Origin of the sequence: Sphingobium sp. 22B, assembly GCF_001580035.1 — a bacterium.
GTDB classification, from domain to species: domain Bacteria; phylum Pseudomonadota; class Alphaproteobacteria; order Sphingomonadales; family Sphingomonadaceae; genus Sphingobium; species Sphingobium fuliginis.
This window is the reverse complement of record NZ_LTAB01000034.1, coordinates 19,579-46,312: the sequence shown is the minus strand read 5'-3', so window position 1 is coordinate 46,312 and position 26,734 is coordinate 19,579. Positions and strand designations below refer to the sequence as shown.

At 67.7% G+C, this 26,734-nt stretch carries 24 protein-coding genes; 22 read left to right on the top strand and 2 right to left on the bottom strand.

Annotation, left to right across the window (positions count from 1 at the left end):
* The first annotated feature begins 224 nt into the window (after positions 1–224).
* The 18 genes from hutI (at position 225) to A0J57_RS21640 (ending at position 18,284) form a co-directional block, all read left to right on the top strand.
* Complete coding sequence (gene hutI, locus A0J57_RS21725) at positions 225–1,412, top strand: imidazolonepropionase (RefSeq protein ID WP_173664370.1); 1,188 nt, start codon at positions 225–227, stop codon at positions 1,410–1,412.
* Positions 1,409–2,929, top strand: coding sequence for a histidine ammonia-lyase (gene hutH / locus A0J57_RS21720; protein ID WP_061937096.1), 1,521 nt, complete (start codon positions 1,409–1,411; stop codon positions 2,927–2,929). The genes hutI and hutH overlap by 4 nt, the downstream gene beginning before the upstream one ends.
* A complete protein-coding gene (gene hutG / locus A0J57_RS21715; RefSeq protein WP_061937099.1) occupies positions 2,926–3,717 on the top strand; it encodes an N-formylglutamate deformylase in 792 nt (263 codons plus the stop codon). The genes hutH and hutG overlap by 4 nt, the downstream gene beginning before the upstream one ends.
* An 87-nt stretch (positions 3,718–3,804) precedes the next feature.
* Positions 3,805–5,472 (top strand): urocanate hydratase, encoded by a 1,668-nt coding sequence (gene hutU / locus A0J57_RS21710; RefSeq protein ID WP_061937102.1) that lies wholly within the window; start codon positions 3,805–3,807, stop codon positions 5,470–5,472.
* A gap of 107 nt (positions 5,473–5,579) precedes the next feature.
* Positions 5,580–6,443, top strand: a complete 864-nt coding sequence (gene phhA, locus A0J57_RS21705) for a phenylalanine 4-monooxygenase (protein WP_025551576.1) — start codon at positions 5,580–5,582, stop codon at positions 6,441–6,443.
* 67 nt (positions 6,444–6,510) lie between these two features.
* Entirely contained in the window at positions 6,511–7,551 is a 1,041-nt protein-coding gene (gene hppD / locus A0J57_RS21700) for a 4-hydroxyphenylpyruvate dioxygenase (protein ID WP_061937105.1), read from the top strand.
* A gap of 312 nt (positions 7,552–7,863) precedes the next feature.
* Positions 7,864–8,775: a Flp pilus assembly protein CpaB gene (cpaB, locus tag A0J57_RS21695; protein WP_061937108.1), complete on the top strand. Its 912-nt coding sequence runs from the start codon at positions 7,864–7,866 to the stop codon at positions 8,773–8,775.
* A gap of 218 nt (positions 8,776–8,993) precedes the next feature.
* A complete protein-coding gene (locus tag A0J57_RS21690; protein ID WP_061937204.1) occupies positions 8,994–10,115 on the top strand; it encodes a type II and III secretion system protein family protein in 1,122 nt (373 codons plus the stop codon).
* A gap of 2 nt (positions 10,116–10,117) precedes the next feature.
* A complete protein-coding gene (locus tag A0J57_RS21685) occupies positions 10,118–11,269 on the top strand; it encodes a hypothetical protein (RefSeq protein ID WP_061937111.1) in 1,152 nt (383 codons plus the stop codon).
* A complete protein-coding gene (locus A0J57_RS21680; RefSeq protein ID WP_061937114.1) occupies positions 11,266–12,594 on the top strand; it encodes a CpaF family protein in 1,329 nt (442 codons plus the stop codon). The genes A0J57_RS21685 and A0J57_RS21680 overlap by 4 nt, the downstream gene beginning before the upstream one ends.
* Positions 12,588–13,481 carry a type II secretion system F family protein gene (locus tag A0J57_RS21675; RefSeq protein WP_061937117.1) on the top strand — a complete coding sequence of 298 codons (894 nt, stop codon included), beginning with the start codon at positions 12,588–12,590 and terminating at the stop codon, positions 13,479–13,481. Before A0J57_RS21680 ends, A0J57_RS21675 begins: the two co-directional genes overlap by 7 nt.
* Positions 13,481–14,344: a type II secretion system F family protein gene (locus A0J57_RS21670; protein ID WP_061937119.1), complete on the top strand. Its 864-nt coding sequence runs from the start codon at positions 13,481–13,483 to the stop codon at positions 14,342–14,344. The genes A0J57_RS21675 and A0J57_RS21670 overlap by 1 nt, the downstream gene beginning before the upstream one ends.
* Entirely contained in the window at positions 14,341–14,955 is a 615-nt protein-coding gene (locus tag A0J57_RS21665; protein WP_235600932.1) for a tetratricopeptide repeat protein, read from the top strand. Before A0J57_RS21670 ends, A0J57_RS21665 begins: the two co-directional genes overlap by 4 nt.
* 1 nt (position 14,956) lies before the next feature.
* Positions 14,957–15,154 (top strand): hypothetical protein, encoded by a 198-nt coding sequence (locus A0J57_RS21660; RefSeq protein ID WP_061937125.1) that lies wholly within the window; start codon positions 14,957–14,959, stop codon positions 15,152–15,154.
* Positions 15,151–16,947: a TadG family pilus assembly protein gene (locus tag A0J57_RS21655; RefSeq protein WP_061937129.1), complete on the top strand. Its 1,797-nt coding sequence runs from the start codon at positions 15,151–15,153 to the stop codon at positions 16,945–16,947. The genes A0J57_RS21660 and A0J57_RS21655 overlap by 4 nt, the downstream gene beginning before the upstream one ends.
* A 73-nt stretch (positions 16,948–17,020) precedes the next feature.
* Positions 17,021–17,203, top strand: a complete 183-nt coding sequence (locus A0J57_RS21650) for a Flp family type IVb pilin (RefSeq protein ID WP_025551558.1) — start codon at positions 17,021–17,023, stop codon at positions 17,201–17,203.
* 5 nt (positions 17,204–17,208) lie between these two features.
* Positions 17,209–17,634 carry a TadE/TadG family type IV pilus assembly protein gene (locus A0J57_RS21645; protein ID WP_025551556.1) on the top strand — a complete coding sequence of 142 codons (426 nt, stop codon included), beginning with the start codon at positions 17,209–17,211 and terminating at the stop codon, positions 17,632–17,634.
* 116 nt (positions 17,635–17,750) lie between these two features.
* Positions 17,751–18,284, top strand: a complete 534-nt coding sequence (locus A0J57_RS21640) for a hemerythrin domain-containing protein (RefSeq protein ID WP_025551554.1) — start codon at positions 17,751–17,753, stop codon at positions 18,282–18,284.
* Positions 18,285–18,411: 127 nt separating this feature from the next.
* Here A0J57_RS21640 and glf read toward each other — a convergent pair whose 3' ends face one another.
* Positions 18,412–20,658, bottom strand: a complete 2,247-nt coding sequence (glf, locus tag A0J57_RS21635) for a UDP-galactopyranose mutase (RefSeq protein WP_061937132.1) — start codon at positions 20,656–20,658, stop codon at positions 18,412–18,414.
* Between the two features lie 292 nt (positions 20,659–20,950).
* Between glf and A0J57_RS21630 the strand changes: the two genes are divergently transcribed.
* Together A0J57_RS21630 and A0J57_RS21625 are read left to right on the top strand one after the other, a co-directional pair.
* Positions 20,951–23,170, top strand: coding sequence for an NAD(P)-dependent oxidoreductase (locus tag A0J57_RS21630; RefSeq protein WP_061937135.1), 2,220 nt, complete (start codon positions 20,951–20,953; stop codon positions 23,168–23,170).
* Positions 23,171–23,403: 233 nt separating this feature from the next.
* A complete protein-coding gene (locus tag A0J57_RS21625; RefSeq protein ID WP_061937138.1) occupies positions 23,404–24,471 on the top strand; it encodes a cellulase family glycosylhydrolase in 1,068 nt (355 codons plus the stop codon).
* A gap of 151 nt (positions 24,472–24,622) precedes the next feature.
* Here the strand turns inward: A0J57_RS21625 and A0J57_RS21620 are convergent, their stop codons facing one another.
* On the bottom strand, positions 24,623–24,835 hold the full coding sequence (locus A0J57_RS21620; protein WP_025550480.1) for a hypothetical protein: 213 nt from the start codon (positions 24,833–24,835) through the stop codon (positions 24,623–24,625).
* A gap of 315 nt (positions 24,836–25,150) precedes the next feature.
* Between A0J57_RS21620 and A0J57_RS21615 the strand changes: the two genes are divergently transcribed.
* Together A0J57_RS21615 and A0J57_RS21610 are read left to right on the top strand one after the other, a co-directional pair.
* Complete coding sequence (locus A0J57_RS21615; protein WP_082718695.1) at positions 25,151–26,371, top strand: molybdopterin-dependent oxidoreductase; 1,221 nt, start codon at positions 25,151–25,153, stop codon at positions 26,369–26,371.
* The gene (locus A0J57_RS21610; protein WP_007684475.1) at positions 26,368–26,682 is read left to right on the top strand and encodes a hypothetical protein; all 315 of its coding nucleotides are present in this window, start codon (positions 26,368–26,370) and stop codon (positions 26,680–26,682) included. The genes A0J57_RS21615 and A0J57_RS21610 overlap by 4 nt, the downstream gene beginning before the upstream one ends.
* Positions 26,683–26,734 lie beyond the last annotated feature (52 nt).

Sequence of the window (26,734 nt, the reverse complement as noted above, 5' to 3'; positions counted from 1 at the left end):
CGGGAGGGGTTAGGGGTGGGCGCGAGCGTAGCGAGCTTCTGACTTAGCCGTTGCAAAACAGCGCAGATGCCGCGCCAGCCCACCCCCTAACCCCCTCCCGCCTGCGGGAGGGGGAATGTCCGCAATCCACCCGTTTCCAACCTGAAGCCTTGCGCGCTCTGGACAATGGTGATCTGCTCCATTTATGTATATACATTATTGAGTCGGCGCCAGTGGAAATGACGATGCGGCCTGCCTGCGACAGAATCTGGACCCATGCGCGTCTTGCGACTTTGCGGGATGGGGTGGGTGTCGTCGAAGACGGCGCGGTGGGGGTGCGGGATGGCTTGATCAGCTATGTCGGAAGTACGGACGGCGCGCCGGATGCGGTCGAGACGATCGATTGCCAAGGGCGGTGGATCACACCGGGGCTGATCGATTGCCATACGCATCTGGTGCATGGCGGGGATCGGGCGGCGGAGTTCGAGATGCGGCTGGCCGGGGCCAGCTATGAGGAGATAGCGCGGGCCGGGGGTGGGATTTTGTCCACCATGCGGGCCACGCGGGAGGCGAGCGAGGATGCGCTGGTCGAAAGCGCCCTGCCCCGGTTGGATGCGTTGATCGCCGAGGGCGTCACGACCGTCGAGGTGAAGTCGGGCTATGGGCTGGACCTTGAGAATGAGGTCAAGATGCTGCGGGCGGCGCGGCGGTTGGGGAGCGAGCGGGCCGTTTCCATCAGGACCAGTTTTCTGGGCGCGCATGCCCTGCCGCCGGAATTTTCAGGCGACGCGGACGGCTATATCGATCTGGTCTGCGGCATGTTGCCGGAGATCGCGCCGCTGGCCGACGCGGTGGATGGGTTTTGCGAGGGGATCGGCTTTTCCCCGGCGCAGATCGGAAGGCTGTTCGAGGCGGCCGGGCGGCTGGGGCTGCCGGTGAAATTGCATGCGGAGCAATTGTCGAACAGCCGGGGGGCGGAACTGGCGGCGCGGCATGGGGCGCTTTCCGCCGATCATCTGGAGCATCTGGATGCGGCGGGGGTGGCGGCCATGGCGCGGGCGGGGACCGTCGCGGTGCTGTTGCCGGGGGCCTTTTACTTCATGCGCGACACGCAGGCGCCGCCGGTCGAGGCCTTGCGGCGGGCGGGCGTGCCCATGGCGGTCGCGACCGACTGCAATCCGGGGACCGCGCCGCTGACGTCGCTGCTGCTGGCGATGAACATGGGGGCGACCCTGTTCCGGCTGACCGTCGAGGAATGCCTGGCCGGGGTGACGCGGGAGGCGGCGCGGGCGCTGGGGATGCTGGACCGGGTGGGGACTTTGGAGGTCGGCAAATGGTGCGACCTTGCCGTCTGGGACATCGAGCGGCCTGCCGAACTGGTGTATCGCATGGGGTATAACCCGCTCCATGCGCGTGTGTGGAGAGGACTATGAAGCTGGTTCCGGGCGCGGTTTCGCTGGGGCAATGGCGGGCGATTTACGAGGGCGCGGCGGTGGTGCTGGACCCGGCCTGCGCGCCCCGCATCGCGGCGGCGGCGGCGGCGGTCGAGCGGATATTGGCGCGGCATGAGCCGGTTTACGGGATCAATACCGGCTTCGGAAAGCTGGCGAGCGTCAGGATTGGCGACGATGATCTGGCGGTGCTTCAGCGCAATATCGTGCTGAGCCATGCGGCGGGGACCGGCGCGCCCTCCCCCGTGCCGGTGGTGCGGTTGATGATGGCGTTGAAGCTGGCGAGTCTGGCGCAGGGCGCTTCGGGCGTTCGGCCGGGGACGGTGGCTTTGCTGGAGGCGATGGTGGCGCGAGGCCTGATTCCTGTGGTGCCTGCGCAGGGATCGGTGGGGGCGAGCGGGGATCTGGCTCCCTTGGCGCATATGACCGCTGCGATGATCGGGGTCGGGGAGATCTGGGTTTCGGGCGAGCGGGTGCCTGCCCTTGAGGCATTGGCGCGGGCCGGGTTGGGGCCGGTGGAATTGGGGCCGAAAGAAGGGCTGGCGCTGCTCAACGGGACGCAGTTTTCGACGGCGAATGCCTTGGCCGGGCTGTTCGGGGCGGACCTCCTGTTCCGGACGGCGCTGGTGACGGGGGCGCTCTCGACCGAGGCGGCCAAGGGGACCGACGCGCCGTTCGATCCGCGCATTCACCGGCTGCGGCGGCATGCGGGGCAGATGGCTGTGGGCGAGGCTCTGGCGGCGCTGATGGCGGGGTCGGCCATTCGCGCTTCGCATCGGGCGGACGATCCGCGGGTGCAGGACCCCTATTGTCTGCGTTGCCAGCCGCAGGTGATGGGCGCGGCGCTGGACGTGATGCGCTCCGCCGGGGCGATGCTGGAGACGGAGGCCAATGGGGTTTCGGACAATCCCCTGATCTTCGCCGAGACGGACGAGGCGCTTTCGGGCGGGAATTTCCATGCGGAGCCGGTGGCTTTCGCGGCGGACATGATCGCCATGGCGCTGTGCGAGATCGGATCGATCGCCGAGCGGCGGATCGCGATGCTGGTCGACCCGGCCCTGTCGGGACTGCCCGCCTTTTTGACGCCCCGGCCGGGGTTGAATTCGGGCTTCATGATTCCACAGGTGACGGCGGCGGCCCTGGTGTCCGAAAACAAGCAGCGGGCCTTTCCGGCGAGCGTGGACAGCATTCCGACTTCGGCCAATCAGGAGGATCATGTGTCGATGGCGGCGCATGGGGCGCGGCGGCTGGCGGAGATGGTGGCGAATGCGGAAGCCGTGATCGGGATCGAGCTTCTGGCGGGGGCGCAGGGGTGCGATTTTCATGCGCCCTTGCGGTCTTCGCAGGCGCTGGAGCGGGTGCGGGCGAGGCTGCGCGGGCAAGTGCCGCATCTGGAGGAGGACCGGCATTTCCATGTCGATATGGAGGTCGCCAATCTTCTCGTGCGCGGCGGGGCGGTCGTGGAGGCGGCGGGGCTGGACCTGCCGGGCGTGCTGTGACGGACTGGCTGACGGTCGAGCGGGGCGAGGCTCCGCTGGTGGTGGCCCTGCCGCATGCGGGGACCGATCTGGTCGATGTGGAGGGCGCGTTTCGTTCGCCGGAAGTGGCGCGGCGGGATGCGGACTGGTGGGTGGACCGGCTTTACGGCTTTGCCGGGGATTTGGGCGCGACCGTGGTGCGGACCGGGGTGTCGCGCAGCGTGATCGATGTGAATCGCGATCCTTCGGGGGCTTCGCTTTATCCGGGGATGGCGACGACCGGGCTTTGTCCGACGGAGACTTTCGACGGGGAGGCGCTTTATCCGGGGGATGGGCCGGATGCGGCGGAGATTATGCGGCGGGTCGAGCGGTGGTTCCGGCCCTATCATGCGGCTTTGGCGGGGGAGATTGCGCGGCTGCGGGGGCGGCATGGGCGGGTGGTGGTCTATGACGCGCATTCGATCCGGAGCCGGGTGGCGCGGTTGTTCGAGGGGGAGTTGCCGCTTTTCAATATCGGGACTTTCGATGGGGTTAGTTGTTCGGCGGAACTGGCTGAGGCGGTGCGGGGCGTGTGCGCGGGGAGCAGTCATGTGGTGGACGGGCGCTTCAAGGGCGGGTGGACGACGCGGCATTATGGCGCGCCGGGGCGGGGCGTGCATGCGATCCAGATGGAATTGGCGATGCGGGGCTATCTGGATGAAGGCGCGGGGTGGCCGCCGGTTTTCGATGCTGGGCGGGCGGCGGGGACGATCGCGGTGCTTTGGGAGGTTTTGGGGGGGTGTTTGCGGTTTGCGGAAGGGGGTGGGTGAAGGTGACGTCTCACCCTCACCCTTCCGCCGCGCTTTGCGCGGCTCCCTCCCTCTCCCGGTGGGAGAGGGAATATGGAAGGATGTTCGATGACTCGGATCGATAATGGGCGTGTTGTTCGGGCGGATATTGGCACCGTTCTGCGGGCGAAGAGTTGGTTGACCGAGGCGCCTTTGCGGATGCTGATGAATAATCTGCATCCCGATGTGGCGGAGCGGCCGGAGGAGCTGGTCGTCTATGGCGGGATCGGGCGGGCGGCGCGGGATTGGGAGAGTTATGACCGGATCGTAGAGACGCTGACGCGGCTGGAGGAGGACCAGACGCTGCTGGTGCAGTCGGGGAAGCCGGTGGGGGTGTTCCGGACGCATGCGGATGCGCCGCGGGTGCTGATCGCCAATTCCAATCTGGTGCCGCATTGGGCGAATTGGGCGCATTTCAACGAACTCGATCGGCGTGGCCTCGCCATGTACGGGCAGATGACGGCGGGGTCGTGGATCTATATCGGCACGCAGGGGATCGTGCAGGGCACCTATGAGACTTTCGTCGAGATGGGGCGGCAGCATTATCAGGGCGATCTTTCGGGCAAGTGGCTGCTGACCGCCGGGCTGGGCGGCATGGGGGGCGCGCAGCCTCTGGCGGCGGTGATGGCGGGGGCTTCCTGCCTTGCAGTGGAGTGTCAGCCGAGCCGGATCGAGATGCGGTTGCGGACGGGCTATCTGGATGTGGCGGCTTCCTCGATTGAGGAGGCCTTGGCGATCATCGGGGAGAGTTGCCGGGAGAAGAAGCCGGTTTCGGTGGGGTTGCTGGGCAATGCGGCGGAGGTCTTGCCGGAACTGTTCCGGCGGGGGGTGCGGCCCGATCTGCTGACCGACCAGACCAGCGCGCATGATCCGGTGAACGGCTATCTGCCCATCGGGTGGACCGTGGCGGAGTGGATCGAGCGGCGGGAGCGCGAGCCTGAGGCGGTGGCCGGGGCGGCGAAGGCGAGCATGGCGGTGCATGTGCGGGCGATGCTCGACTTTCAGGCGGCGGGGGTGCCGACGACCGATTATGGCAATAATATCCGGCAGATGGCGAAGGATGAGGGGGTCGAAAACGCCTTCGATTTTCCGGGGTTCGTGCCGGCCTATATCCGGCCCCTGTTCTGCCGGGGGGTTGGGCCGTTTCGCTGGGCCGCGCTGTCGGGCGATCCGGAGGATATTGTCCGGACCGACGCCAGGGTGAAGGAGTTGCTGCCCGATGACGCGCATCTGCATCGGTGGCTGGACATGGCGCGGGAGCGGATTCGCTTTCAGGGACTGCCGGCGCGGATCTGCTGGGTGGGACTGGGGGACCGGCATCGGTTGGGGTTGGCCTTTAACGAGATGGTGGCGAAGGGAGAATTGAAGGCGCCGGTGGTGATTGGGCGGGATCATCTGGATTCGGGGTCGGTCGCTTCGCCCAATCGGGAGACGGAGGCGATGATGGACGGGTCGGATGCGGTGAGCGACTGGCCTTTGTTGAATGCGATGTTGAATGTGGCTTCGGGGGCGACCTGGGTTTCGCTGCATCATGGCGGCGGGGTCGGCATGGGATATTCGCAGCATGCGGGCATGGTGGTCGTCGCGGATGGAACCGAGGCGGCGGCCAGGCGATTGGAACGGGTGTTGTGGAACGATCCGGCGACCGGCGTGATGCGGCATGCGGATGCGGGCTATGAGATTGCCCGGACTTGCGCGCGGGAGAAGGGGTTGGACCTGCCGGGAATATTGGGATGAAGCTGTTTCAGATTTTTGGGTGATGTGATGATCCTGTTTCAGGAAAACGGGGAATTGGCGCGGAATTGAAACCCTTTTTCCCGTCTGGCGTGCGATAAGGCTTTCCTATGGCACATGCGGAACTGACACTTCCCGAAGGCGCGGCTGCGGACTGGACGGTTCCGCAGGACTGGGCGGCCTATACGCCCGACGAGCATGCGATGTGGGATCGGCTGTTCGAACGGCAGGCGGCGATGCTGCCCGGGCGGGTGGTGCCGGAATTTCTGGATGGGCTGGATATTTTGCGGATGACGAAGCCGGGGATTCCCGACTTTGCCGAATTGTCCGAGCGGTTGATGAAGCGGACCGGCTGGCAGGTGGTGGCGGTGCCGGGGCTGGTGCCGGACCGGGTGTTCTTCGAGCATCTCGCCAATCGGCGCTTCGTGGCGGGGCGGTTCATCCGCAAGCCGGAGCAGATCGATTATCTGCAGGAGCCGGACATTTTCCATGACGTGTTCGGCCATGTGCCCTTGCTGACCCATCCGGCCTTTGCCGATTATATGCAGGCCTATGGCGAAGGCGGGTTGCGGGCCGACCATATGGGGGCGATCGATCATCTGGCGCGGCTTTACTGGTACACGGTGGAGTTCGGGCTGATGCGGCGGGGCGACGACCTGCGGCTTTATGGCGCGGGGATCGTTTCATCCTTTGGCGAGTCGGTGTTCGCGCTGGACGATGCTTCGCCCAACCGGATCGGATTCGATCTGGAGCGGTTGATGCGGACCGAATACCGGATCGACGACTATCAGCAGAGCTATTTCGTCATCGACAGTTTCGAGGATCTTTTGCGCAGGACTTCGGACGTCGACTTCGGGCCGATCTATCGCGCGCTGGAAGGGGCGAGCGATCTGGCGCCCGATGCGGTGCTGGCGGAGGACCGGGTCTATCATCGCGGCACGCAGGACCATGCGCGGGCGAAGATGGCATGCTGACGCGGGAGACCGGTTCTGTTTTCGCTGCGGGCATCGCGCCTTTTCCATAATCGAGAGGATTGCCTTCATGGCTGACATCATCAATCCGCTGGGCCTGAACGGCTTCGAATTCGTGGAATTCACCTCGCCCGATCCCGAAGCCATGGGGCGGCAGTTCGAACAACTGGGCTTCGTCGCCAGCCATCGGCACCCGACCAAGAACATCACCCGCTACAGGCAGGGGCGCATCAACCTGATGCTGAACCGCGACGATGCCGGGCGGGTGGCGGCTTTCCGGGGCGAGCATGGGCCGTCCGCGAGCGCCATGGCCTTTCGCGTGGCCGATCCGGAGGCGGCGATGCGATGGGCGCTGGAGCATGGCGCCAAGCCGACCGATGAGGACGATACCGTGATCCAGGGGATTGGCGGCTCCTATCTCTATTTCATCAGGGATGGGGAAGACCCGTATGCGGGCTGGGCGGAGTTTGCCGGGTGGCGGGAGGCCGAGGCGGCGAACAATGTGGGTCTCGATCTGCTCGACCATTTGACGCATAATGTGCGGCGCGGGCAGATGCGGGTGTGGAGCCAGTTCTACCGCACGCTGTTCGGGTTCGAGGAGCAGAAATATTTCGACATCAAGGGGCAGGCGACCGGGCTGTTCAGCCAGGCGATGATCGCGCCGGACAAGGCCATTCGCATCCCGCTCAATGAAAGCCAGGACGACAAGAGCCAGATCGAGGAGTTCATCCGCCAATATCATGGCGAGGGGATTCAGCATCTGGCGCTGACCACCGACAATATCTACGACACGGTGGAGAAGTTGCGGGCGCGGGGCGTCAGGTTGCAGGACACGATCGAGACTTATTATGAGCTGGTCGACAAGCGGGTGCCGGGGCATGGGGAAGATTTGGAGAGGCTGCGCCGGAACCGGATATTGATCGACGGGTCTGTGGAGAATGGCGAGGGGATTTTGCTCCAGATCTTCACCGAGAATATGTTTGGGCCGATCTTCTTCGAAATCATCCAGCGCAAGGGGAATGAGGGTTTCGGGAACGGGAATTTCCAGGCCCTGTTCGAGAGCATCGAGCTGGATCAGATACGGCGCGGGGTGATTTCGGTCGATGCCTGAGGGGGCGAACTCCCCTGTTTGATTTGCTGTGTGCTCCTGCGGCCCGAAGGGGGGCGTAAGCCAGGGCAGGAGCACGGGGGATTGTGAGGCAATCGGAACCGGTTCGGATCAATCGCGGCTGCTTTTGCGTAGCAGGCGGACGCAAAATCCCGGCGGCACCATATGCAAGGCGTGCTTTTCGCGCCCTGTCCGCACTCCATGACTTTGCACCGTTCCGGTTGCTTCTTTCATGCCCTGACAATCGCCCAAAGCCTATGAATTCCCCCGGTTGAAGCATTTTGCGTTCACGCAATATGCGCATGGGGGAAAGCGATGCGTTTGGGTTTGAGGGCCAGGCTGACGATCGCCATCGGGCTGACCGCCGCTTCGGCTTTTCTGCTGCTGGGCGTCAGGGAATTGCGTAAGGCTTCCGCCGCGACGGTTGAGGGCCGGGACGCGCCCGCGAGGGTGGCCGCGCCGGTCGCGCTGCTGGTGCAGGCGGCGCGGGCGATCAGGACCGGGGAGACGATCAGCGCCGCCATGATCCGCAATGCGGCGGGCGATCCGGCGCGCTTTCCCTATGCCGCGACCTCCGCCGAAGTGGTGGGGAAGGTCGCCACGCGGGAGATTCCGGCCGGGGCGCTCATCGCCCGCGACGCCGTGGGGATGGAGAGCAAGCTCGCCATTCGCGTGCCCATGGGGATGCGCGCCATCAGCATCGACACGACGGCGGAGATCGCCGTGGCCGGGCTGGTCCGGCCGGGCGACCGGGTGGATGTGCAGGTCGTCTATCCGGGGGCGGACGCCATCAGCGGGGCGCGGGGAGCCGGGCGCAGCCGGGCGCAGGCGCTGTTGCAGATGGTGCAGGTTCTGGCCGTCGGCGAAGTGGTGGTGGGGACGCAGCAGGCGTCCGGAGCCAATGGCGGCGTGGAGGGGGCGCTGGCCGCCCCTCCCCCGCCTGCGCGGACGGTGACGCTGGCCTTGACGCCGGAGCAGGTGTCGACGCTTTCGCTGGCGAAAAGCACGGGCGCGCTGACGCTGTCGCTGCGCAATCCGGCGGATAGCGCGCAGGTGGCGGTGGCCGTCGCGGCCTCGGCCGGGGTGGAGCCGGGGGTCGCGCCGGTCGCGCCCAGGGTGGTGGCGGTGCCTGCGCCGCGTGCCGTGGTCCGCCCGGCGGCGCATGCCATCGAACTGGTCGTGGGCGACCGGCGCGAGACCATCTATTCGGGGAGTGGCGGGCGTTGAGGAATTCCGGGCATTTTGGGTTGAGCCTTTCGAGCCGGTTCAGGGGCGCGGATTGGGCTTGTTTTCCGTCATCCCGGCGGAAGCCGGGATCTCCGGCGATAGGGCGCGGTCTGGCCTCACGAGATCCCAGCTTCCGCTGGGATGACGGTGTTTATGGGCGGCGCGCTGCTCTATGGCCGGTCGCCGGGTTGATCGCGCTGGCCTTGCCCTTGGGGGCGATGGCGCAGACGGCGTTGCGGGTGAAGGAGCAGCATGTCCTGTCCTACCCCCGCGCCATCGGGCGGGTCGAGGTGGATCGGGAGGGTGTGCTGGCTGTCGCCGCGCCTTCGGCCCGGTCGCTGCGGCTGACGGCGATCGGCGAGGGAGAGGCGACCGTCAGCGTCTATGGCGGCGATGGCGGGTTGATCGCGCGGGAGCCGGTGCGCGTGGGGGCCGATGCGGCGGCGAGCGCACCGGTGGTCCGGGCGGGCGAGCAGGTGGTGGCGGTGGATGTGCAGTTCGCCGCCGTCTCCGCCACGACGCTGAAGGCGCTGGGGTTCAATTTCTCAAAGCTTTCCGGCGATATTCAGGGGGCGATCGTTTCGCCCAGCAGTCTGGGGAGCGCGTCCTTCAATCCCGATGGGCTGTCGCTGGAGGCGAGCGCGCCGATCCAGAATGCGTTCAACCTGTTCCTCTCCGCCCCCAATCGGGGGATCGGGGCGGTGTTGAGCGCGCTGTCCTCCAACGGCCTGTCGCAGTTGCTGGCGCAGCCGACCCTGCTGGTGCGGTCCGGCGAGCAGGCGAGTTTCCTGGCCGGGGGCGAGTTTCCGGTGCCGGTGCCGCAGGTTTCGGGGTCCGGCAATACGCTGTCCATCCAGTATAAGGAATTCGGGGTGCGGTTGTCGGTCACGCCCTTCGTGTTGTCGAAGGAGCATATCGTGCTGAAGATCGCGCCGGAGGTCAGCGAACTCGATTATAACAACGGCGTGCAGTTGCAGGGCTATGTCGTGCCGGGGCTGCGGCGGCGGTCGGCGGAGACGACGGTCGAACTGGGCAGCGGGCAGAGCTTCGTCATCGCGGGCCTCAGCTATTCCAGCCAGACGGTGACGAAGGAGAAGACGCCCCTTCTGGGCGATATTCCGGTGCTGGGCGCCTTCTTCAAGCGGCAGCAGAACCAGAAGGAGAAGCAGGAGCTGATCATCGTCGCCACGCCCCGGCTGGTGGGGCCGGTGAAGCCGGAGGAGGTGCCGCCCCTGCCCGGCGCAGCGACGGCGGGCATCGATCCGGGGATAGGCGACATGATTTTGGGCACGGACGGGCTGGACCAGTCCAGCGCGCCGTTCGGCGTGGTGCGGCGGTGAGCATGGCGAAGATCCTTCTGCTGTCGGTCGACCGGATGCTGGCGCAGCGCATCGAGGAAGCGGCGGGCGGCCGCGCCACGGTCGAGCTGGCGCAATCGGTCGAGAGCGAGGCGCTGGACGGGCCGGCGCTGATCGTCATCGACCGCGCCGCCATTCCGCCCGAGCGCGCCCTGTCGGTCGCGATCGGCGCCGTGGTGGCGGGCGCGGGCGGGCGGCCCGTGCTGCTGGCGACGGATGAGATGGAGGCCGGGCCGCTGCTGCGCGCCATTCGCGCCGGCGTGCACGACGTCGTTCCGCGCGACGGGGAGCGCGGGGAGATCGCCCCCATATTGGCGCGGCTGTTGAACGAGGCGGTGGCGGACCGGGGCAGCCGGGGACGGCTGACGCTGCTGCTGGGGGCGGATCGCGATGCCTGCGCGATGGTGGCGACGGACATGGCCGTCGCCACGGCGGCGCGGGGATCGACGCTGCTGATCGACTGCACCCTGCCGACGAGCGCGGCGGCGACCTATCTGGACCTGAGCGTCGATTATGGGCTGGCGTCCGCGATCAGCGACATGGACCGGCTGGACGCCAGCCTGCTGGCCAGCACGGTGGCGCGGCATGGGCCGAGCGGGTTGATGCTGCTGACCTTCGACGGCGGGACCGGCGCCGAACCGGCAGGACTGGGCCCGGGCGACCTGGCGGCGCTGATCCGGCGGCTGCTGGGCTGTTGCGGGCATGTGGTGTTGAATGCGGGGAGCCTGCGCCATGGCGGGCTGCTGCGCGAGGTGGTGGCGGAGGCGGATCGGGTCGAACTGCTCTGCGGCCAGACCATTTGCGAGATCGAGGCGTGCCGCCGCCTGCTGGACAGGATCGGGACGGAGCGCGAGCGGATAGAGGCGATGCGGCTGCTGGTGTGGGATCATCTGCCCGGCGTGCTGCTGGATGGGCGGCGGATGGCGGATGCGCTGGGGGTCGGCGCGGCGCTGGCGCTGCCCATCGACCGGGCGCGGATGCGCAATGCGCTGAACGCCGGGCGGCCGATGGCGATGGAGGCGGATGGCGGGGCCTATATGGCGGCGATCCGGCGGGTTTGCGGGGTCGCGCCGAAGCCCGGCGGGATCGACCGGTTGCGGGGGGCGATGCTGCGCGTCGTCCAGCGTGCGTCATGAGCCTGCTGACCGGCGAAGAGGGCTTCATTCCGGCGCGGGAGGTGCGGATGGCGCCTGTCGCGCAGCCGGCGGCGCAGCGGATGAGCGACATCTATCAGATCGCCAAGGCGCAGACCTGCGCCCAGTTGATCGAGCAGCTGGAGGCGCGGGGCGATACGGCGGAGACGCTGGGGCCGAGGGCGCTGCGCGAGGAGATAGAGCAGGTCGTCGCCAGCCGCAGCCGCCGTGGGCAGATGGCGCTGAACAGCGCGGAGCGGCTGCTGCTGATCGAGGATGTCGAGGATGAGGTGGCGGGCATGGGCCCGCTGGCGCCGCTGCTGCGCGATCCGGGGGTGGACGACATCATCGTCAACGGGCCGGGGCATATCTATGCCGAGCGGGGCGGGTTGCTGGAGAAGGTCGAGACGCGGTTTCGCGACGACGCGCACCTCATGAACATCATCCAGCGCATCGTCGGGCCGATCGGGCGGCGGGTGGATGAGGCCAGTCCCTATGTCGATGCGCGGCTGGCGGACGGGTCGCGGGTGAATATCGTCATTCCGCCGGTGGCTCTGGATGGGCCGACGCTCTCTATCCGCAAGTTCCGGTTGCAGAGCATGACCATCGAGGACTGCGTTTCGGCGCAGATGATGAGCGCGGACATGGCGGCTTATCTGAGCGCGGCGGTGCGGTCGCGGCTGAACATATTGATCTGCGGCGGGACGGGGGCGGGCAAGACGACTTTGCTCAACATGCTGTCGACCTTCATCGGCGACCGGGAGCGGCTGATCACCATCGAGGACGCCGCCGAACTGCAGTTGCGGCAGAGCCATGTGGTGCGGCTGGAGACGCGGCCGCCGACGGTCGACGGCAGCCGCGAGGTGAGCAGCCGCGAACTGGTGCGCAATGCGCTGCGGATGCGGCCGGACCGGATCATCCTGGGCGAGGTGCGCGGCGTCGAGGCCGTGGAGATGTTGCAGGCCATGTCGACCGGGCATGACGGGTCGATGGCGACGCTGCACGGCAATAGCCCGAGGGACGCCTTTGCCCGGCTGGAGATGCTGCTGGGCTTTGCCGGGGTGCAGAGCGACGTGCGGGCGATCCGGCGCTTCATCGCCAACAGCGTGCATGTGGTGGTGCAGTTGCAGCGGCTGTCCAACGGCAGCCGGCGGGTGATGTCGGTGAGCGAGGTGACGGGGCTGGAGGGCGAGGCCTATTCGCTGAATGAACTGTTCGCCTTTCAGGAGCAGCCCGCGCTGTCGGGGACGGGGGAATTTCGCACTTTGTCGTTGCGGCCGTTTTTCGCGGGGCGGCTGAGGGATTATCGGGGCGGGCGGCCGTGCTGAGCGGGGCGGCCTTTCTGATATTGTCGCTGCTGATCCTGATGGGCATCGGCTGGCCATTGCTGGCGCGGCAGGCGCGGGAGCGGGCGGCGATCGACCGGCGGCTGGGACTGGCCCCGACCGCGGCGATGCCGCGCCCGGCGGTGCTGGCGGCGCCGGACCGGATGGCGCCGCTGCTGGCGCAGGCGCAGATCGACGTGACGGCGCGGGCGCTGGGCATGGTCGGCGGCGGGCTGCTGCTGATCGCGCTGTTCGCCCTGCTGGCGGCGGGGCCGGTGGCGGCGCTGGCGGTGGTGGCGGGCGTGCCGATGGCGCTGATCGGCTGGGTGCGGCGGCGGGCGCAGCGGCGCGTGGAGGCGCTGATCGAGGCATTGCCCCATTATATCGACGCGGTGCGGCAGATGCAGGCGGTCGGCAATTCGCTGGCGCAGGCGCTGGACCGGGCGCTGGCCGACGCGCCCGCCGTGGTGCGGAGCAATATCGCGCCGGTCGCAAGGCGGCTGGAGCTGGGCGCGCCGGTGGCCGATGCGATGCAGGTGCTGGCGGAGCGGCTGCGCGTTCCCGAAATATCGATGCTGGCCGCCGCGATCCGCACGAACATGCGCTATGGCGGGTCGATTTCGGCGGTGCTGCTGAACCTGGCCAACATCCTGCGCGAGCGCATCCGCATCAAGCGCGAGCTGAAGGCCGCCATTTCCGAAGCGAAGATCAGCGGCCGGGTGCTGATCGTCATGCCGCTGGTGGCGATGGCCGTGCTGGTGGCGATGAACCCCGATTATATCGGTTTCTTCCTGCGCGATCCGCGCGGGCATCGGCTGGCGGCGATCGCGCTGGTCTTGCAGGGCATGGGCATGCTGGTGATGCGGCGGGTGATGAGGCTGGCCTTCTGATGGGGGCGCTGTTCCTCCTTTGCGCGGCGCTGGGCGTCGCCTGCGCCGCGATGGGCGTGCGGATGCTGCTGGCCGACCGGCGGCTGGAGGCGCGGCTGGGCATGGCGGGCGACCGGCCGGGCTTCCGCCTGCCCATGGCCTTCGCCGCCAGGGGGCGGGACCGGTCGGAGATTGCCGACAGGCTGATGCTGGCGGGGTTCCAGGATGCGCGGGCGGCGGACCGGTTCGTCTGGGCGCGGATGGCGGCGACGGTCGGCGCGGGGCTGGCGGCGATGCTGGTTTCGCGGATCGGCTGGGGCGGATTCCTTGCCCGGCCCCTGCTGATCGTCATCGCCGCCGGCCTGACCTATGTCGGGGCGAAGCAGGCGATCCATCTGCTCGCGGCGCGGCGGGCGCGGGCGATCATGGCGGAATTTCCCTTCCTGCTGGACCTGATGCTGATGATGCTGGAAAGCGGCATCTCGCTGGACCAGTGCTTCCGCTCCATTGCGCGGGACGAGGCCATTGCGGTGCCGCACCATGCGCGGCTGATCGCGATGCTGGTCGCCGATCTCGACCGGGGCATGCGCTATGAGCAGGCGCTGGACCGCTGGGCGGCGCGGGTGGCGGTGAACGGGGCGAAGGAACTGGCGGCGCTGTTCCGCCAGGCGCTGTTCCAGGGGGTCGAGCTGGCCCCTGCCCTGCGCGAATTCGTGCGGGAGTTCACCCAGCGCCGCGTCGCCAGCGCGCGGGAGGCGATGGGCGGCATCACCGTGCGCATGGTGGTGCTGATGATCCTGTTCTTCATGCCCGCCCTGTTCGTGGTGCTGGGCGGGCCGCCGGTGGTGGCGATCTTCGATACTTTGCGGGGGGTGTCGCAATGAGGCGGTTGATGCTGGCGGCGATGCTGATGGCGGCCGCGCCGGGGGAAGCGGAGGAAGCGCCCGGCACGCGCGGGCTGTATCTGCAACTCATCCACCAGGCGCGGGCCGACGGGCGGCCACGGGCGGCGCTGGCCTATCTGGACGATTTCGAGCGGCGCTATCCGGGCGATGCCGAGGCGCGGCTGCTGCGGGTCAACAGCCTGATCGACCTCGGGCAGATCGACGCGGCGGAAGCGGTGGTCCTGCCGCCGGAGACGGCAGGCGGAGGGGTCAGCGCGGTGCGCGGGCATCTGCTGGCGGCGCGGGGGCGGTGGGACGAGGCGGCGGCCTGGTACGAGCGGGCGAGCCGGGCGAGTCCGGCCGATCCGCTGCCGCGCAATGCGCTTGGCTATGCGCTGTTGCGGGCCGGGCGGGTCGGCGCGGCGATAGAGGCGTTGCGCGGGGCGAGCGATCTGGGGCCGCAACTGGCGGTGGTGCGCAACAACCTGCTGCTGGCGCTGATCATCGGCGGGCGGCGCGACGAGGCGGAGGCCGGGTTGCGCCGGGCGGGAGACGGGGCGCTGCGGCAGAAACTGGCGGCGGAAGCGGCGCGGATCGGCAAGGGAGGCTGAGATGGTGGTGCTGTTGCTGATGGCGGCTGCGCCCGCGCCGGCGCCGGCGGGCGAAGCGCGGCGAGTGATGGAGGCGCAGCTGAAGGCCCCGGTGCGCGAGGATGCGGAGCTTTCGGCGGAGGAGGCTGCGGTCATTCGGCGGCGCTATCTGGAGTCCATCGGCCGGCGGGTCGAGCGCGCGGTGGACGGGGCGCGATGATCCGGGCGCTGTGCATCGCGTTTCGTCGGGCATGGCTTCGGCGGCTGGCTGGCGACCGATCCGCCGCCGTCGCGCCGATGATCGCGGCATTGGGGGCGGTGTTGATCGGGGCGGCGGGGTTCGCGCTGGACGGGGGGCTTTATTATGTGAGCCTGCGCAATCTGCGGGCGGCGACCGATGCGGCTGCGCTGGCCGCCGCGCAGAATCCGGCGCAGGCGGCGGCGCGGGCGCGCGACAGCCTGAGCCGCAACGGATATGATCCGGCCATTCTCCGATCGGTCGAACTGGGCCGCTATTGCGCCGATGCGGGGCTGGGCGCGGCGCAGCGCTTCGACGCGAGCATGGCGCTTTGTCCCGGCAATGGGCGGGTCAACGCCGTGCGCATCCGCACCGGGAAGCCCGCGCGCCAGTTCCTGATGCGCGTGCTGGGTCCGGCCAACCCCCTGCCCGACCTGTCGGCCAGCGCCACGGCGGCGCGCATCGACGAGGCGGGGATCGGCATCAGTTCCGGCGTGCTGACCGTCACCAATGCGCTGGTGAACAGCGTCAACGACCTGCTGGGCGCGCTGCTGGGGATCAAGCTGCGCCTCTCCACCGCCGATGTCGAGGCGTTGATGGCGAGCCATGTCGATGCCGGCCTGTTCTTCGACGCGCTGGCGCAGCGGGTCGGGGAGAGCGGCAGCTATGGCGCGCTCACCGCGCGCACGGTGGCGCTTCGCGACCTGCTCGCCGCCGCCGCCAGCGCGGCCGACGACAGCGCGACCGCCGCGACCCTGAACCTGCTCGCCGGGCAGGTCGGCAATGGATATGCCGTGCCGCTCAACGGCCTGTTCGGCCTGGGCGTGTGGAAGAACATGCCGGTCGGCGGGGCGGACGAGAAACCGGCCCTGCGCGCCGGGATCAATGCCTATCAGCTCTTTTCCTACGCGGTGCAGGCGGGCAATGGCGCGGTGGACCTGTCGGACGCGGTCGGCACCGTGGCGCCGGGCAGCAGCGTCCTGCTGGCGGCGATGGCGACCGGGCCGATGGACCGGCCCCGCTTCTCCTTCGGTCCGGCGGGGGAGACCGGCGTTTCCACGTCCGCCTTGCGGCTGCAACTGGATGTCGGGATCAGGAATGTCAGCCTGCTGGGCGTTCCGCTGATCGTCGTCAACCTGCCGGTCACGATCGACATTGCGGCGGCGCAGGGGCAGGTCAGCGCCATCGATTGCCCCGACACGGCGGAACAGGCGCGCGACACGCGGGTGACGGTGCAGGCCGGCAGCGGCCTCGTCAACGCCTATATCGGCGCCTTGCCCGCCGGCGCCATGACGCGGCCGATGCCGCCCCTGTCCGCCGCCGACGTGCGTCCGGTCCAGATCGTCAATGTGCTGGGCGTCGTCGCGGTGGACAGCCGCGCGGTGGCGCAGCCGGTCATGGGCGCGAGCGGCGCCGTCGTCTTCGGCCCCGGCGGGCAGGGCCGCATAGGCCGTCCCGGATCGCCCGGCACGCCCGCCAGCATCGGCAACGGGGCGCAGGTCGGGCCGCTGCTGACATCGCTGGTGGGCAGCCTTGGCGGACAGGACGGGTTGCAGGTGACGTTGCTGGGATCATGCCTGCCGATCGTCTGCGACGCGACCCGGGCGCTCGCCCGGTCCCAATTGTCGAGCGTGGTGGTCAATCCGGTCGCCGGACTGGTCGGCACCACCATCGATCCGCTGGTCACCAATCTGCTCGCCGCGCTGGGCGTCCAGCTTGGCCATGCGACGCTCTGGGCGACGGGCGCGCGCTGCGGGGTGCCGGTCCTGGTGTGAGTTTTCATGGCGGCGCGCGGTTCCCCCTCGCCATGCGCCGCCGGTCCTTTGCGGAGGGGATTGGAGGACAAGCATGAACAAGTTTCTGGGTTCGCTGATCGCGAAGCTGGCGCGGGATGAGAAAGGCCTGACGGCGGTGGAATATGCCGTGCTGGGCGCGGTGGTGGTCGCCGCCATCGTCGCGGTCGGCGCCAATTTCCGCACGCAGCTGGGCGCCGCCTTCACGACGATGTTCAACAGCGTCAATCCGGGCTGATCGGGATGCGCGCGGCGCGGCGGCTGCGGACATGCGAGCGGGGGCTGGCGGCGCTGGAATTCGCGCTGCTGGCGCCTGCGCTGCTGATGCTGGTCTTCGCGGTCGTGCTCTATTCCTTCTACTTCGCCGCGCTGATGGGCGTGCGCCATGCCGCGGTGGAGGGCGCCCGCGCCGCCGTGGCGGGGCTTTCCACGGCCGAACGCACGGCGCTGGCGCAGGGCCGGGCGCAGGCGGTGATCGGCGGCTATGGCACGCTGCTTGCGGCGGGGGGCGGGCCCGTCGTCACGGCAGGGCCCGATGCGACCGGCACGTTCCGGGTGCGGGTCAGCTATGACATGAGCGGCAGTCCGATGATGCGTTATGCGGCCTTCATACCCATGCCCTCCCCCACGGTGAGCGCCAGCATCGTCGTCACGAACGGGAGCTATTGAAGGGAACGCCCCTTAAACCTGTGTTAGCGACCTTCCGCTTTGGCCCGCCGTCCAGGAACCGGGGGCGCGGTGCGGCGCTTGCATGGGAGTCACGCCCATGAGCAGAGGAGCATCCCATGTCCGTCATCGACAGGATCGTCGCAGCCGTCACGCCGCCGGAATCGGAAGAGGACCGCGCCCGCGCGAGGGAGAAGGCGCGGGCCGCGGCCATGGCGGGGGACTGGCTCGACCAGATCCTCCAGCACCACCAGCAGATCGAAATGGCCTTCAGCGAGGCGGAGGCGGCGATGGACGCATCCAGCCGGACGCGCGCCCAGAGGAAGCTCGCCGCGCTTCTGACCGCCCATTCCAGCGCGGAGGAGGCGGTCATCTACCCGCAGCTTTCCCACGGTCACAAGACGCATATGGCGATGGCCTATGAGGAGCAGCAGGCCGCCAAGGTCCAGCTCGCGCTGCTGGAAGCGCTCGATCCGCTGAGCGAGGATTGGAGCGAAAAGCTGGAGCATATCAGGGGCGCGGTCGCCCATCATGTCTATGAGGAGGAAAATGACCGCTTCCTTCATCTGAAGGAGGAAATTCCCCCGGCGGATCAGGAGCGGATGACCGCGCGCTATCGGGAGGAGATGGCGCGTTACGACAGCGGGCTTTAGGGCGTTTTGCAGGCCGATAGGGTTATCGGCCGATTTGGAAGGGGCGGTAGAAAAAAGACCTGAAGCGGCCGATCCGATATAGTCGGGTCGGCCGCTTCAGGGTCGGTCCTGTCCAGCCTGTGGCGGGTCAGCCCGCCGAAGGGCGGGGCTGCGCGGCGGCGGCGAGGTGGGCGGGCACGGTGCGGATGGCGGGGGCCCTGGTCATCCGGCGGTAGGTCGCCAGCGCCTGTCCCACCACCTGGTCCATGTTGTAATAGCGGTAGGTGGCGAGCCGCCCGACGAAGGTGACGTCGGTCTGCACCATCGCCAGCGCTTCATAGCGTTTGAAGAGCTGCTGGTTTTCCGGCCGGGGGATGGGGTAATAGGGGTCGCCGTCCGCCGCGGGGAATTCATAGGTGATGCTGGTCCCCGGCACCTGCTGCCCGGTCAGATGCTTATATTCGGTGATCCGCGTGTGCGGCACGTCGGGGGACGGATAGTTCACCACCGCCACCGGCTGGAACCGGTCGACGTCCAGGCTGACATGCTGGAACCGGAGCGAGCGGTAAGGCAGCTTGCCATGGCGATAGCCGAAATATTCGTCGATCGGGCCGGTGAACACCAGATGATCGTGCGGATAGGCGTCGCGCGCCTCGCAATAGTCGACGCCCAGCAATATGTCGATATTGGGATGGTCCAGCATCCGTTCGAACATGCGCGTATAGCCTTCGAGCGGCATCGCCTGGAACCTGTCGGTGAAATAGCGATCGTCCTTATCGGTGCGCGTCGGCACGCGCGAAGTCACCGCCTTGTCCAGTTCCGAAGGGTCGAGACCCCATTGCTTGCGCGTATAGCCCTGGAAGAACTTCTGGTAGAGTTCCCGTCCCACGGCCGAGATCACCACATCCTCCGACGTGCGGACGACCGACACCGGCTCCGCCTGCGCGGCGAGGAAGGCGGCGGCCTCCTCCTCCGTCCCCAGGTCCAGGCCGTAGAGCATGTTGAGCGTGGTCCGGTTGATCGGCATCGGCACCAGCAGGCCGTCCACCGCCGCCAGCACGCGATGTTCATAGGGCCGCCATTGGGTGAAGCGGGAGAGATAGTCGAATATCTCCTGCGAATTGGTGTGGAAGATGTGCGGCCCGTAGCGGTGGATGAGGACCCCGGCATCGTCCAGCTCGTCATAGGCATTGCCGCCGACATGCGGCCGGCGGTCGACCAGCAGCACCTTCCTGCCGCCGTCCGCGGCCAGCCGTTCGGCCATGACGGCGCCCGCGAAGCCCGCGCCGACGACCATCACGTCATAACGCCGCGGCGGGCCGTCCTTCCAGCTGGTGGGCGACACGATGGGATGGGCATGGGCGCCGCGCGAGATCGCTTCCCTGATGAGGCGGCTCATCTGCTGGAAACTCTTGTCCCAGGACATGCCGGCCAGCACCTTGTCCGCCTCCGCCAGCCAGTCGCCGCCCGAGCGGGACAGGGCCAGCGCCGCGTCGCAGGCGCGGATGAAGGCTTCGCCGCGCTCCGCGATGCGCACCGCGCCGATCCCACCATAATGGCGGATGACGTCGGCGATCGGCGTCGACACGACCGGCTTTCCCGCCGCCAGATATTCGGGCGTCTTGGTCGGGCTGATGAAGCGGGTCGCGTCGTTGATGGCGAAGGGCATCAGGGCCACGTCCCAGCCCGCGACGCAGCCGGGCAGATCGTCATAGGAGCGGCCGCCCAGGAAATGGAGATTGGGCCGTCGCGGCAGGTCCGCCTCGCCGATCTTCACGACCGGGCCGACAATTTCCAGATCCCAGCCGGGGCGCGCATCGGCCAGCGCCGCCAGCAGGCCGACATCCATCCTTTCATCGACGACGCCGTAGAAGCCGAGGCGCGGGCGGGCGTCCTGCGCAGATTGCGTTCGGGCAGAGCGGGCCTGGGCGAAATGCGCCGCGTCGACGCTGGAGGGAAAGGGATAGACATGGCCATGCCTGTCCTTCTTCGCTTCATAGAGGCTGTAGCCGCCGGTGAACACCAGGTCGGCCTGGGAGAGCAGGCGCTGTTCCAGCGGCAGCAGTTCGGGCGGGGCGCCCCTGAAATTGGCCAGCTCGTCCATGCAGTCGTAGACGATGCAGTCGGCCATGACATGCTCCGAAAAGGGCAGCATCATCGGGGTGTAGTACCAGCGGACGAACGGGCCGGATTCGCCCGCCAGGAGCAGGTCGAGCAGGCCCTTCAAATTCTCCCCATCCTGTTCGCGCGCGCCGTCGGCGGGCAGTTGCGGCGTGATGACGGTGACGCCGCTGGCGGCGCAGACGTCGATATGCAGGTCGGGCTCCGCCAGCTTTTCGACAAGGCAGGGTTCTTCCCAGAAGAGGACGCGGGACTGGGCGGCGAAGCGACTCATCAGGTGCTGGGGACGTTGAAAGACGAATTTCCACCGCAAATGACTGAAGCAGAGGATGGTATGCGTGCCGTTCGACGGAATTGATCCAGATTCATGCCAAGGGGAAGACTGGGGCTGGACCATTATATGCAACCTTTCTGCGGGATGAACATTGGTCAAACCGCGGCGGAGAACGATCCGTTCCTTCTTCTCCACTGATCCAGGTTGCTGGCATGTCGCAATTACCCTGCTTTCACTTGATCGAAGTTCAACGAGCCAAATAATCGCGCCCATCATTGCAACGGAGACCGGAATGACCATGCAGCCGCAGCTATGGGGTGGTCTGGAATGCACCGTGAACCGCGTCCACGACAGTTACCGCGACCAGATCCGCGCGACCGGGCATCAGGATCGGGCGGACGACCTGGACCGGCTGGCGACGCTGGGCATCCGGGCGATCCGCTATCCCGTCCTGTGGGAGAGGGTCAGCCCGCGCGATCCGGACGAGCGCGACTGGCAATGGACCGACGAACGGCTGAAGCGGCTGCGCGACCTTGACATCCGCGTCATCGCCGGGCTGGTCCATCATGGCAGCGGCCCGGCCCATACCGGCCTGCTGGACGAGGGGTTCGCCGCCGGGCTGGCGCGTCATGCCGGGGCGGCGGCGGAGCGCTATCCGTGGATCGCCGACTGGACGCCGGTCAACGAGCCGCTGACCACCGCCCGCTTTTCCGCCCTGTACGGCCATTGGTATCCGCATCACCGGTCCGAACCATCCTTCTGGCTGGCGCTGTTGAACCAGACCGACGCCATTCGCCTGTCGATGCGGGCCATCCGCCGCGTCAGTCCCGGCGCGCGGCTGATCCAGACCGACGATCTGGGCCGCACCTATGCCACCGCCTCCCTTCGCGAACAGGCGGGGTTCGACAATCTGCGCCGCTGGGCGAGCTGGGACCTGCTCTGCGGCATGATGACGCGCGAGCATCCGCTGTGGGATCGCCTTTCGGGCTTCGGCTTCGCGGACCGGCTGCGCGCCATTGCCGACGATCCCTGTCCGCCCGACGTCATCGGCATCAACCATTATCTGACGAGCGACCGCTTCCTCGACCACCGGCTTCACCGCTATCCCGCGCACAGCCATGGCGGCAGCGACACGCAGCTTTATGCCGATGTGGAAGCCATCCGCGTGCTGGAGCCGCCGCCCCAGGGGCTGGAGGGTGCGCTGCGCGAGGCATGGGCGCGTTATGGACGGCCGCTGGCCGTCACCGAGGTCCATAATGGCTGCACGCGGGAGGAGCAGTTGCGCTGGATCGCGCAGGCCTGGGACGTCGCCGGCCGATTGTGCGCCGAGGGGATAAAGGTCGAGGCCGTCACCCTCTGGTCGCTGCTGGGCAGTTCGGGGTGGAACAGCCTGCTGACGCAGCCGGGTCATTATGAGCCGGGGCTGTGGGACGTCAGCAGCGGAACGCCGCGCGCCACGGCGCTGCTGCCTCTGGCGCGGGCGCTGGCGCGCGGGGGCGAGCGCCCGATGCTGGCGGAGGGCGCCGGCTGGTGGCAGCGCCCCGTGCGGATCGCCCATCCCGGCGTGGCGCGCCCCGCATCGATGAAGGCGCATCTGGCCGGGCGTTTGCATCCCTCTCCGGCCCGTCTCTCTCCGGCACGGCCGCTGCTGATATGCGGCGCGACGGGGACGCTGGGGCGGGCGATGGCGCGGGCCTGCGCGTTGCGGAACATTCCCTTCGTCCTCACATCGCGGGGGGAACTGGACCTGTCGGCGCCGGGGACGATCGCCGCCGCGCTCGACCGCATCGCGCCATGGGCGGTCGTCAACGCCGCCGGCTGGGTCCGGGTGGACGAGGCGGAAACGGCACGAGACGCCTGCCTGAACGCCAATGCGCGGGGGGCCGTGGCGCTGGCGAAGGCATGCGGGGATCGCGGCATCGCGTCGCTTTCCTTCTCCAGCGATCTCGTCTTCGATGGGGAGAAGGGCGCGCCCTATCTGGAGGACGACCCGGCTGCGCCGCGCAATTGCTATGGCCTCAGCAAGGCGGAGATGGAGGAAGGGATCGCCGCGCTTGTCCCCCCTCACCTGCCCAATCGCCACCTGATCATCCGCACCGCCGCCTTCTTCTCGCCCGATGACGATCATAATTTCGCGGTCGCCGTGGTGCGGGCGCTGAGCCGGGGGGAGACCATATTGGCGGCGGAGGACCTGATCGTGACGCCCACCTATGTGCCGCATCTGGTCGCGACGTCGCTGGACCTGCTGATCGACGGCGAGGCCGGGCCGTGGCACCTGACCAATGGCGAGGCGCTGTCCTGGGCCGATTTCGCCCGCCGGATCGCGATGCGCTGCGGCGGCGACCCCTCGCGCATCCGGGGCGTTCCCCACCGGACGCTCGGCTGGGTGGCGGAGCGGCCCGCCAATACGGCGCTGGCGAGCCGTCGAGGGGCGCCGCTGCATTCGCTCGCCACGGCGATCGATCATTTCGCGGCGCATCTGCCGGGGGAGATGGTCCGGGAAGCGGCGTGAGACCGCATCCGGTCCCATGCGGTTGGTCGTTTCGAACCTGTATTATTTCGATTTCATAATCAAAGGGCGAGTTTCCATACTATAACGATCATGTAACGAAGACGGGTTGGGACAATCTTCGAAAAGATCGAAATTTCCTCTTACTCAGACCATATTAATCTTCTTGTCCTATAGATGACCGATGTTAATGGCCGCCTTCAGGGTGACAGTAGAAGCGGGTGTTGAGCGGGTATATGGGCAATCGTTGGACGCCGGAAGCGGCGCATCGCTGGTTCGAACGGCAACCGTGGCTGGTGGGGTGCAATTTCACGCCCTCCAACGCCATCAACCAACTGGAAATGTGGCAGGCGGGCAGCTTCGACCTTCCCACCATCGACCGCGAGCTGGAGCTGGCGGCTTCGGTGGGGATGAACAGCGTCAGGGTCTATCTGCACGACCTGTTGTGGCTGGACGACGCGGCAGCCTTTCTGGACCGCATCGACGCCTTCCTTACGGTGGCGGATCGGCATGGCATCCGCGTCATGCTGGTGCTGTTCGATTCCTGCTGGCATCCCGAACCGGCGCTGGGGCCCCAGCCCCAGCCGCGCGAGGGGGTTCACAACAGCGGCTGGGTGCAGTCGCCGGGCGTCGCCGTGCTCCGGAATCCGGCCGAGCATGCGCGGCTGGAGGATTATGTGCGGGGCGTGGTCGGCCGCTTCGGACAGGATGAGCGCGTGCTGGCCTGGGACATCTGGAACGAGCCCGACAATGGGCCGGAGGTCGCGCTGTGCGATCCGGCGGCGCTCAGGGCGAAGGCCGATCTGGTCGTGCCGCTGCTGGTCGCGGCGTTCGGCTGGGCGCGGGAAATGCAGCCGATGCAGCCGCTGACCAGCGGCATCTGGCTGGGCGACTGGTCGGCGCCCGACCTGCTCAGTCCGATCCAGCAGGCGCAGACATCGCATTCCGACGTCATCTCCTTCCACAATTACGGCATTGCGGAGGATTTCGCGCAGCGCGTCAAATGGCTGAAGACCATGGGGCGTCCGCTGCTCTGCACCGAATATATGGCGCGCCCGGCGGGCAGCACCTTCCAGGCGATCCTGCCGATCGCGAAGGAGGAGCAGGTCGGCACCTTCTGCTGGGGCCTGGTGAAGGGGAAGACGCAGACCCATCTGCCGTGGGACAAGTGGGAAAACCCCAATCTGGAGGGGCTGAAGGAAAAATGGTTCCATGATATTTTCGATGCGGACGGCACGCCGCATGACGAAGGCGAGGTGGCCTTCCTGCGGCTCATCAACCGGCTGGACGAAGTGACCGCCTGAAGGGGGCTCTCTTCCTGCGGGCGACGGCTCGGGAGAGGCGGCATCGAAAGACGAAAGCGTTTTCCGGGCAGGCAGAATCATCTGCTGGCCCGGAAAACGCGGTAGAACATAGGCCTGGGGCGGCCGATGCGATGCAGTCGGATCGGCTGCTCTAGATGGGGTTGCGATCCACCTTGCGGAGCGCGTCCAGTATCTCGTCAATGGGGATCGGCCGATCGTGCCGCGGCGGGCGCCTGACGGCGGGATTGCCCTCCACGGCATTGGCGTCCGAAGCCCAGGATGCGAGGATCGCGCGCTTCACTTCAGGTTCCAACTGGGGATGATGGGCCACTTCGAAGGGGCCTTGAAAATGGGAGAGGGACATGGGCTTGCCTCCTTTCTTCCAATCCTCTCTTCCTTCCGGCGGCGACCGCCACGCGCCAAATTAGGGACAGCGCGGAGGCTGTTCAAGATGGTTTTGCGGGGCGGGGCTTCGCTAATGATGATCGTGCTTCCATCCTGCCGAGGCAGCTCCGCACCTCCCGGATTGACTGGCCCGCCGCCGCATCCTACCCACAGCGGATCGGCGTTGCCCGACCCTGGAGCGTCGGGGCGGCGAGAGAAACGAAGCCAGACCGCGCACCGGATCACCGGCCGCATTCCGATCATCAGAGTGCAGGAAGGTGCAGGCAGGACAGCCATGGCGGACGGACGGACCATGAACGGGGTGGATCGGCGCGGCCTTATCGCCGCCATGGCGGGGGCGATGTTGCCGGTGCCCGGCTGGGCGCGGGCCGGTGACGGCCACGCCGCCCTGCCCTTCGGCAATGGCGAGCGGCCCTTGGTCCGCTATCCGCAGAAGCGGGCGCTCATCGGCCTTACCGCGCGGCCGCCGCAACTGGAGACGCCGTTGGCGCTGTTCGACGGGCCGGTCACGCCCAATGATGCCTTCTTCGTGCGCTATCATCTTTCGGATTTGCCGCTCGACATCGATGCGCGGCGGTTCCGGCTGGCGCTGGGCGGTCATGTCGAGCGGCCGCTGTCCCTTTCGCTCGCGGAACTGAAGCGCGACTTTCCCGTGCAGGAGATCGTCGCGGTCAACCAATGTTCCGGCAATGGGCGCGGCTTTTTCGAACCGCGTGTCGGGGGCGGGCAACTGGGCAATGGCGCGATGGGCAATGCTCGCTGGCGCGGCGTTCCGCTTCGCGCGCTGCTGGACCGCGCGGGGGTGCGCGCGGGGGCGCGGCAGGTTGCGTTCAACGGGCTCGACAATCCGCAGGCCGACGGCATCCCGGACTTCATCAAGGCGCTGGACGTCGACCATGCCCGCGACGGCGAGGTGATGGTGGCCTGGGCGATGAATGGCGCGGACCTGCCCTTTCTCAACGGCTATCCATTGCGTCTGGTCGTGCCGGGCCATTACGGCACCTATTGGATCAAGCATCTGCATGAGATCAACGTCGTCGACGCGGCCTATGACGGCTATTGGATGAAGACCGCCTATCGCATTCCCGACAATGATTGCGCCTGCGTCGCGCCCGGCGGCAAGCCGGACAGGACGCGGCCCATCGGCCGGCTCAACATCCGGTCCTTCCTCACCAGCCATATGTCCGGGGCGCAGGTGGCGGCGGGCAAGCCGGTGGCGCTGTCCGGCATCGCGTTCGACGGCGGATCGGGAATCGCGCGGGTCGACATCTCCACCGACGGGGGCGCAAGCTGGCGGCAGGCCGAACTGGGCGAGGATCTGGGCCGCTACAGCTTCCGGTCATGGCGGTCGGCGCAGAGCCTGACGCCCGGCCGCCATCGCATCCTCGTCCGCGCGACGGGCCGGTCGGGAGAGGTCCAGCCGTTCGATCCGCTCTGGCAGCCCGCCGGCTATATGCGCAATGTCGTCGAAGCCGTGGAGGTCGTCGCCCTGTGAAAGCGCTGCTGCCCATCGCCCTTCTCGCCGCGAGCGGCGCGGCTGCCGCCGGCTATCGCCTGCCCGACGAACGACCCATTGTCCTGCCGCCCGGCGACGGCGCGGAACTGACGGCGGCGACCTGTTCCGCCTGCCATTCGCTGGATTATGTCACCACCCAGCCACGCGGCAAGGGGGCGCAATTCTGGCAGGATAGCGTCGGCAAGATGATCAAGGTCTATGGCGCGCCGATCGAGCCTGCCGATGCCGAGCGGATCGCCGCCTATCTGGCTGCCACTTACGGCCGGAAGGAGGCCGCCGGGCCTTCATAGACGCGCCGGCATCAATGGTCGCGGGCTTTTTGCGTATACGCAAAGTCGCCTG

Bases quoted from the DNA above. Each gene is read 5' to 3' on its own strand.
- A0J57_RS21680 (WP_061937114.1), top strand. From the start codon at position 11,266: ATGAGCCTGCTGACCGGCGAAGAGGGCTTCATTCCGGCGCGGGAGGTG.
- A0J57_RS21660 (WP_061937125.1), top strand. From the start codon at position 14,957: ATGGTGGTGCTGTTGCTGATGGCGGCTGCGCCCGCGCCGGCGCCGGCG.
- A0J57_RS21670 (WP_061937119.1), top strand. From the start codon at position 13,481: ATGGGGGCGCTGTTCCTCCTTTGCGCGGCGCTGGGCGTCGCCTGCGCC.
- hutH (WP_061937096.1), top strand. From the start codon at position 1,409: ATGAAGCTGGTTCCGGGCGCGGTTTCGCTGGGGCAATGGCGGGCGATT.
- cpaB (WP_061937108.1), top strand. From the start codon at position 7,864: ATGCGTTTGGGTTTGAGGGCCAGGCTGACGATCGCCATCGGGCTGACC.
- phhA (WP_025551576.1), top strand. From the start codon at position 5,580: ATGGCACATGCGGAACTGACACTTCCCGAAGGCGCGGCTGCGGACTGG.
- hppD (WP_061937105.1), top strand. From the start codon at position 6,511: ATGGCTGACATCATCAATCCGCTGGGCCTGAACGGCTTCGAATTCGTG.
- A0J57_RS21620 (WP_025550480.1), bottom strand. From the start codon at position 24,835: ATGTCCCTCTCCCATTTTCAAGGCCCCTTCGAAGTGGCCCATCATCCC.
- A0J57_RS21645 (WP_025551556.1), top strand. From the start codon at position 17,209: ATGCGCGCGGCGCGGCGGCTGCGGACATGCGAGCGGGGGCTGGCGGCG.
- A0J57_RS21685 (WP_061937111.1), top strand. From the start codon at position 10,118: ATGGCGAAGATCCTTCTGCTGTCGGTCGACCGGATGCTGGCGCAGCGC.
- A0J57_RS21655 (WP_061937129.1), top strand. From the start codon at position 15,151: ATGATCCGGGCGCTGTGCATCGCGTTTCGTCGGGCATGGCTTCGGCGG.
- glf (WP_061937132.1), bottom strand. From the start codon at position 20,658: ATGAGTCGCTTCGCCGCCCAGTCCCGCGTCCTCTTCTGGGAAGAACCC.
- A0J57_RS21665 (WP_235600932.1), top strand. From the start codon at position 14,341: ATGAGGCGGTTGATGCTGGCGGCGATGCTGATGGCGGCCGCGCCGGGG.
- A0J57_RS21630 (WP_061937135.1), top strand. From the start codon at position 20,951: ATGACCATGCAGCCGCAGCTATGGGGTGGTCTGGAATGCACCGTGAAC.
- hutU (WP_061937102.1), top strand. From the start codon at position 3,805: ATGACTCGGATCGATAATGGGCGTGTTGTTCGGGCGGATATTGGCACC.
- A0J57_RS21625 (WP_061937138.1), top strand. From the start codon at position 23,404: ATGGGCAATCGTTGGACGCCGGAAGCGGCGCATCGCTGGTTCGAACGG.
- A0J57_RS21615 (WP_082718695.1), top strand. From the start codon at position 25,151: ATGGCGGACGGACGGACCATGAACGGGGTGGATCGGCGCGGCCTTATC.
- hutI (WP_173664370.1), top strand. From the start codon at position 225: ATGCGGCCTGCCTGCGACAGAATCTGGACCCATGCGCGTCTTGCGACT.
- A0J57_RS21650 (WP_025551558.1), top strand. From the start codon at position 17,021: ATGAACAAGTTTCTGGGTTCGCTGATCGCGAAGCTGGCGCGGGATGAG.
- A0J57_RS21690 (WP_061937204.1), top strand. From the start codon at position 8,994: ATGGCGCAGACGGCGTTGCGGGTGAAGGAGCAGCATGTCCTGTCCTAC.
- A0J57_RS21640 (WP_025551554.1), top strand. From the start codon at position 17,751: ATGTCCGTCATCGACAGGATCGTCGCAGCCGTCACGCCGCCGGAATCG.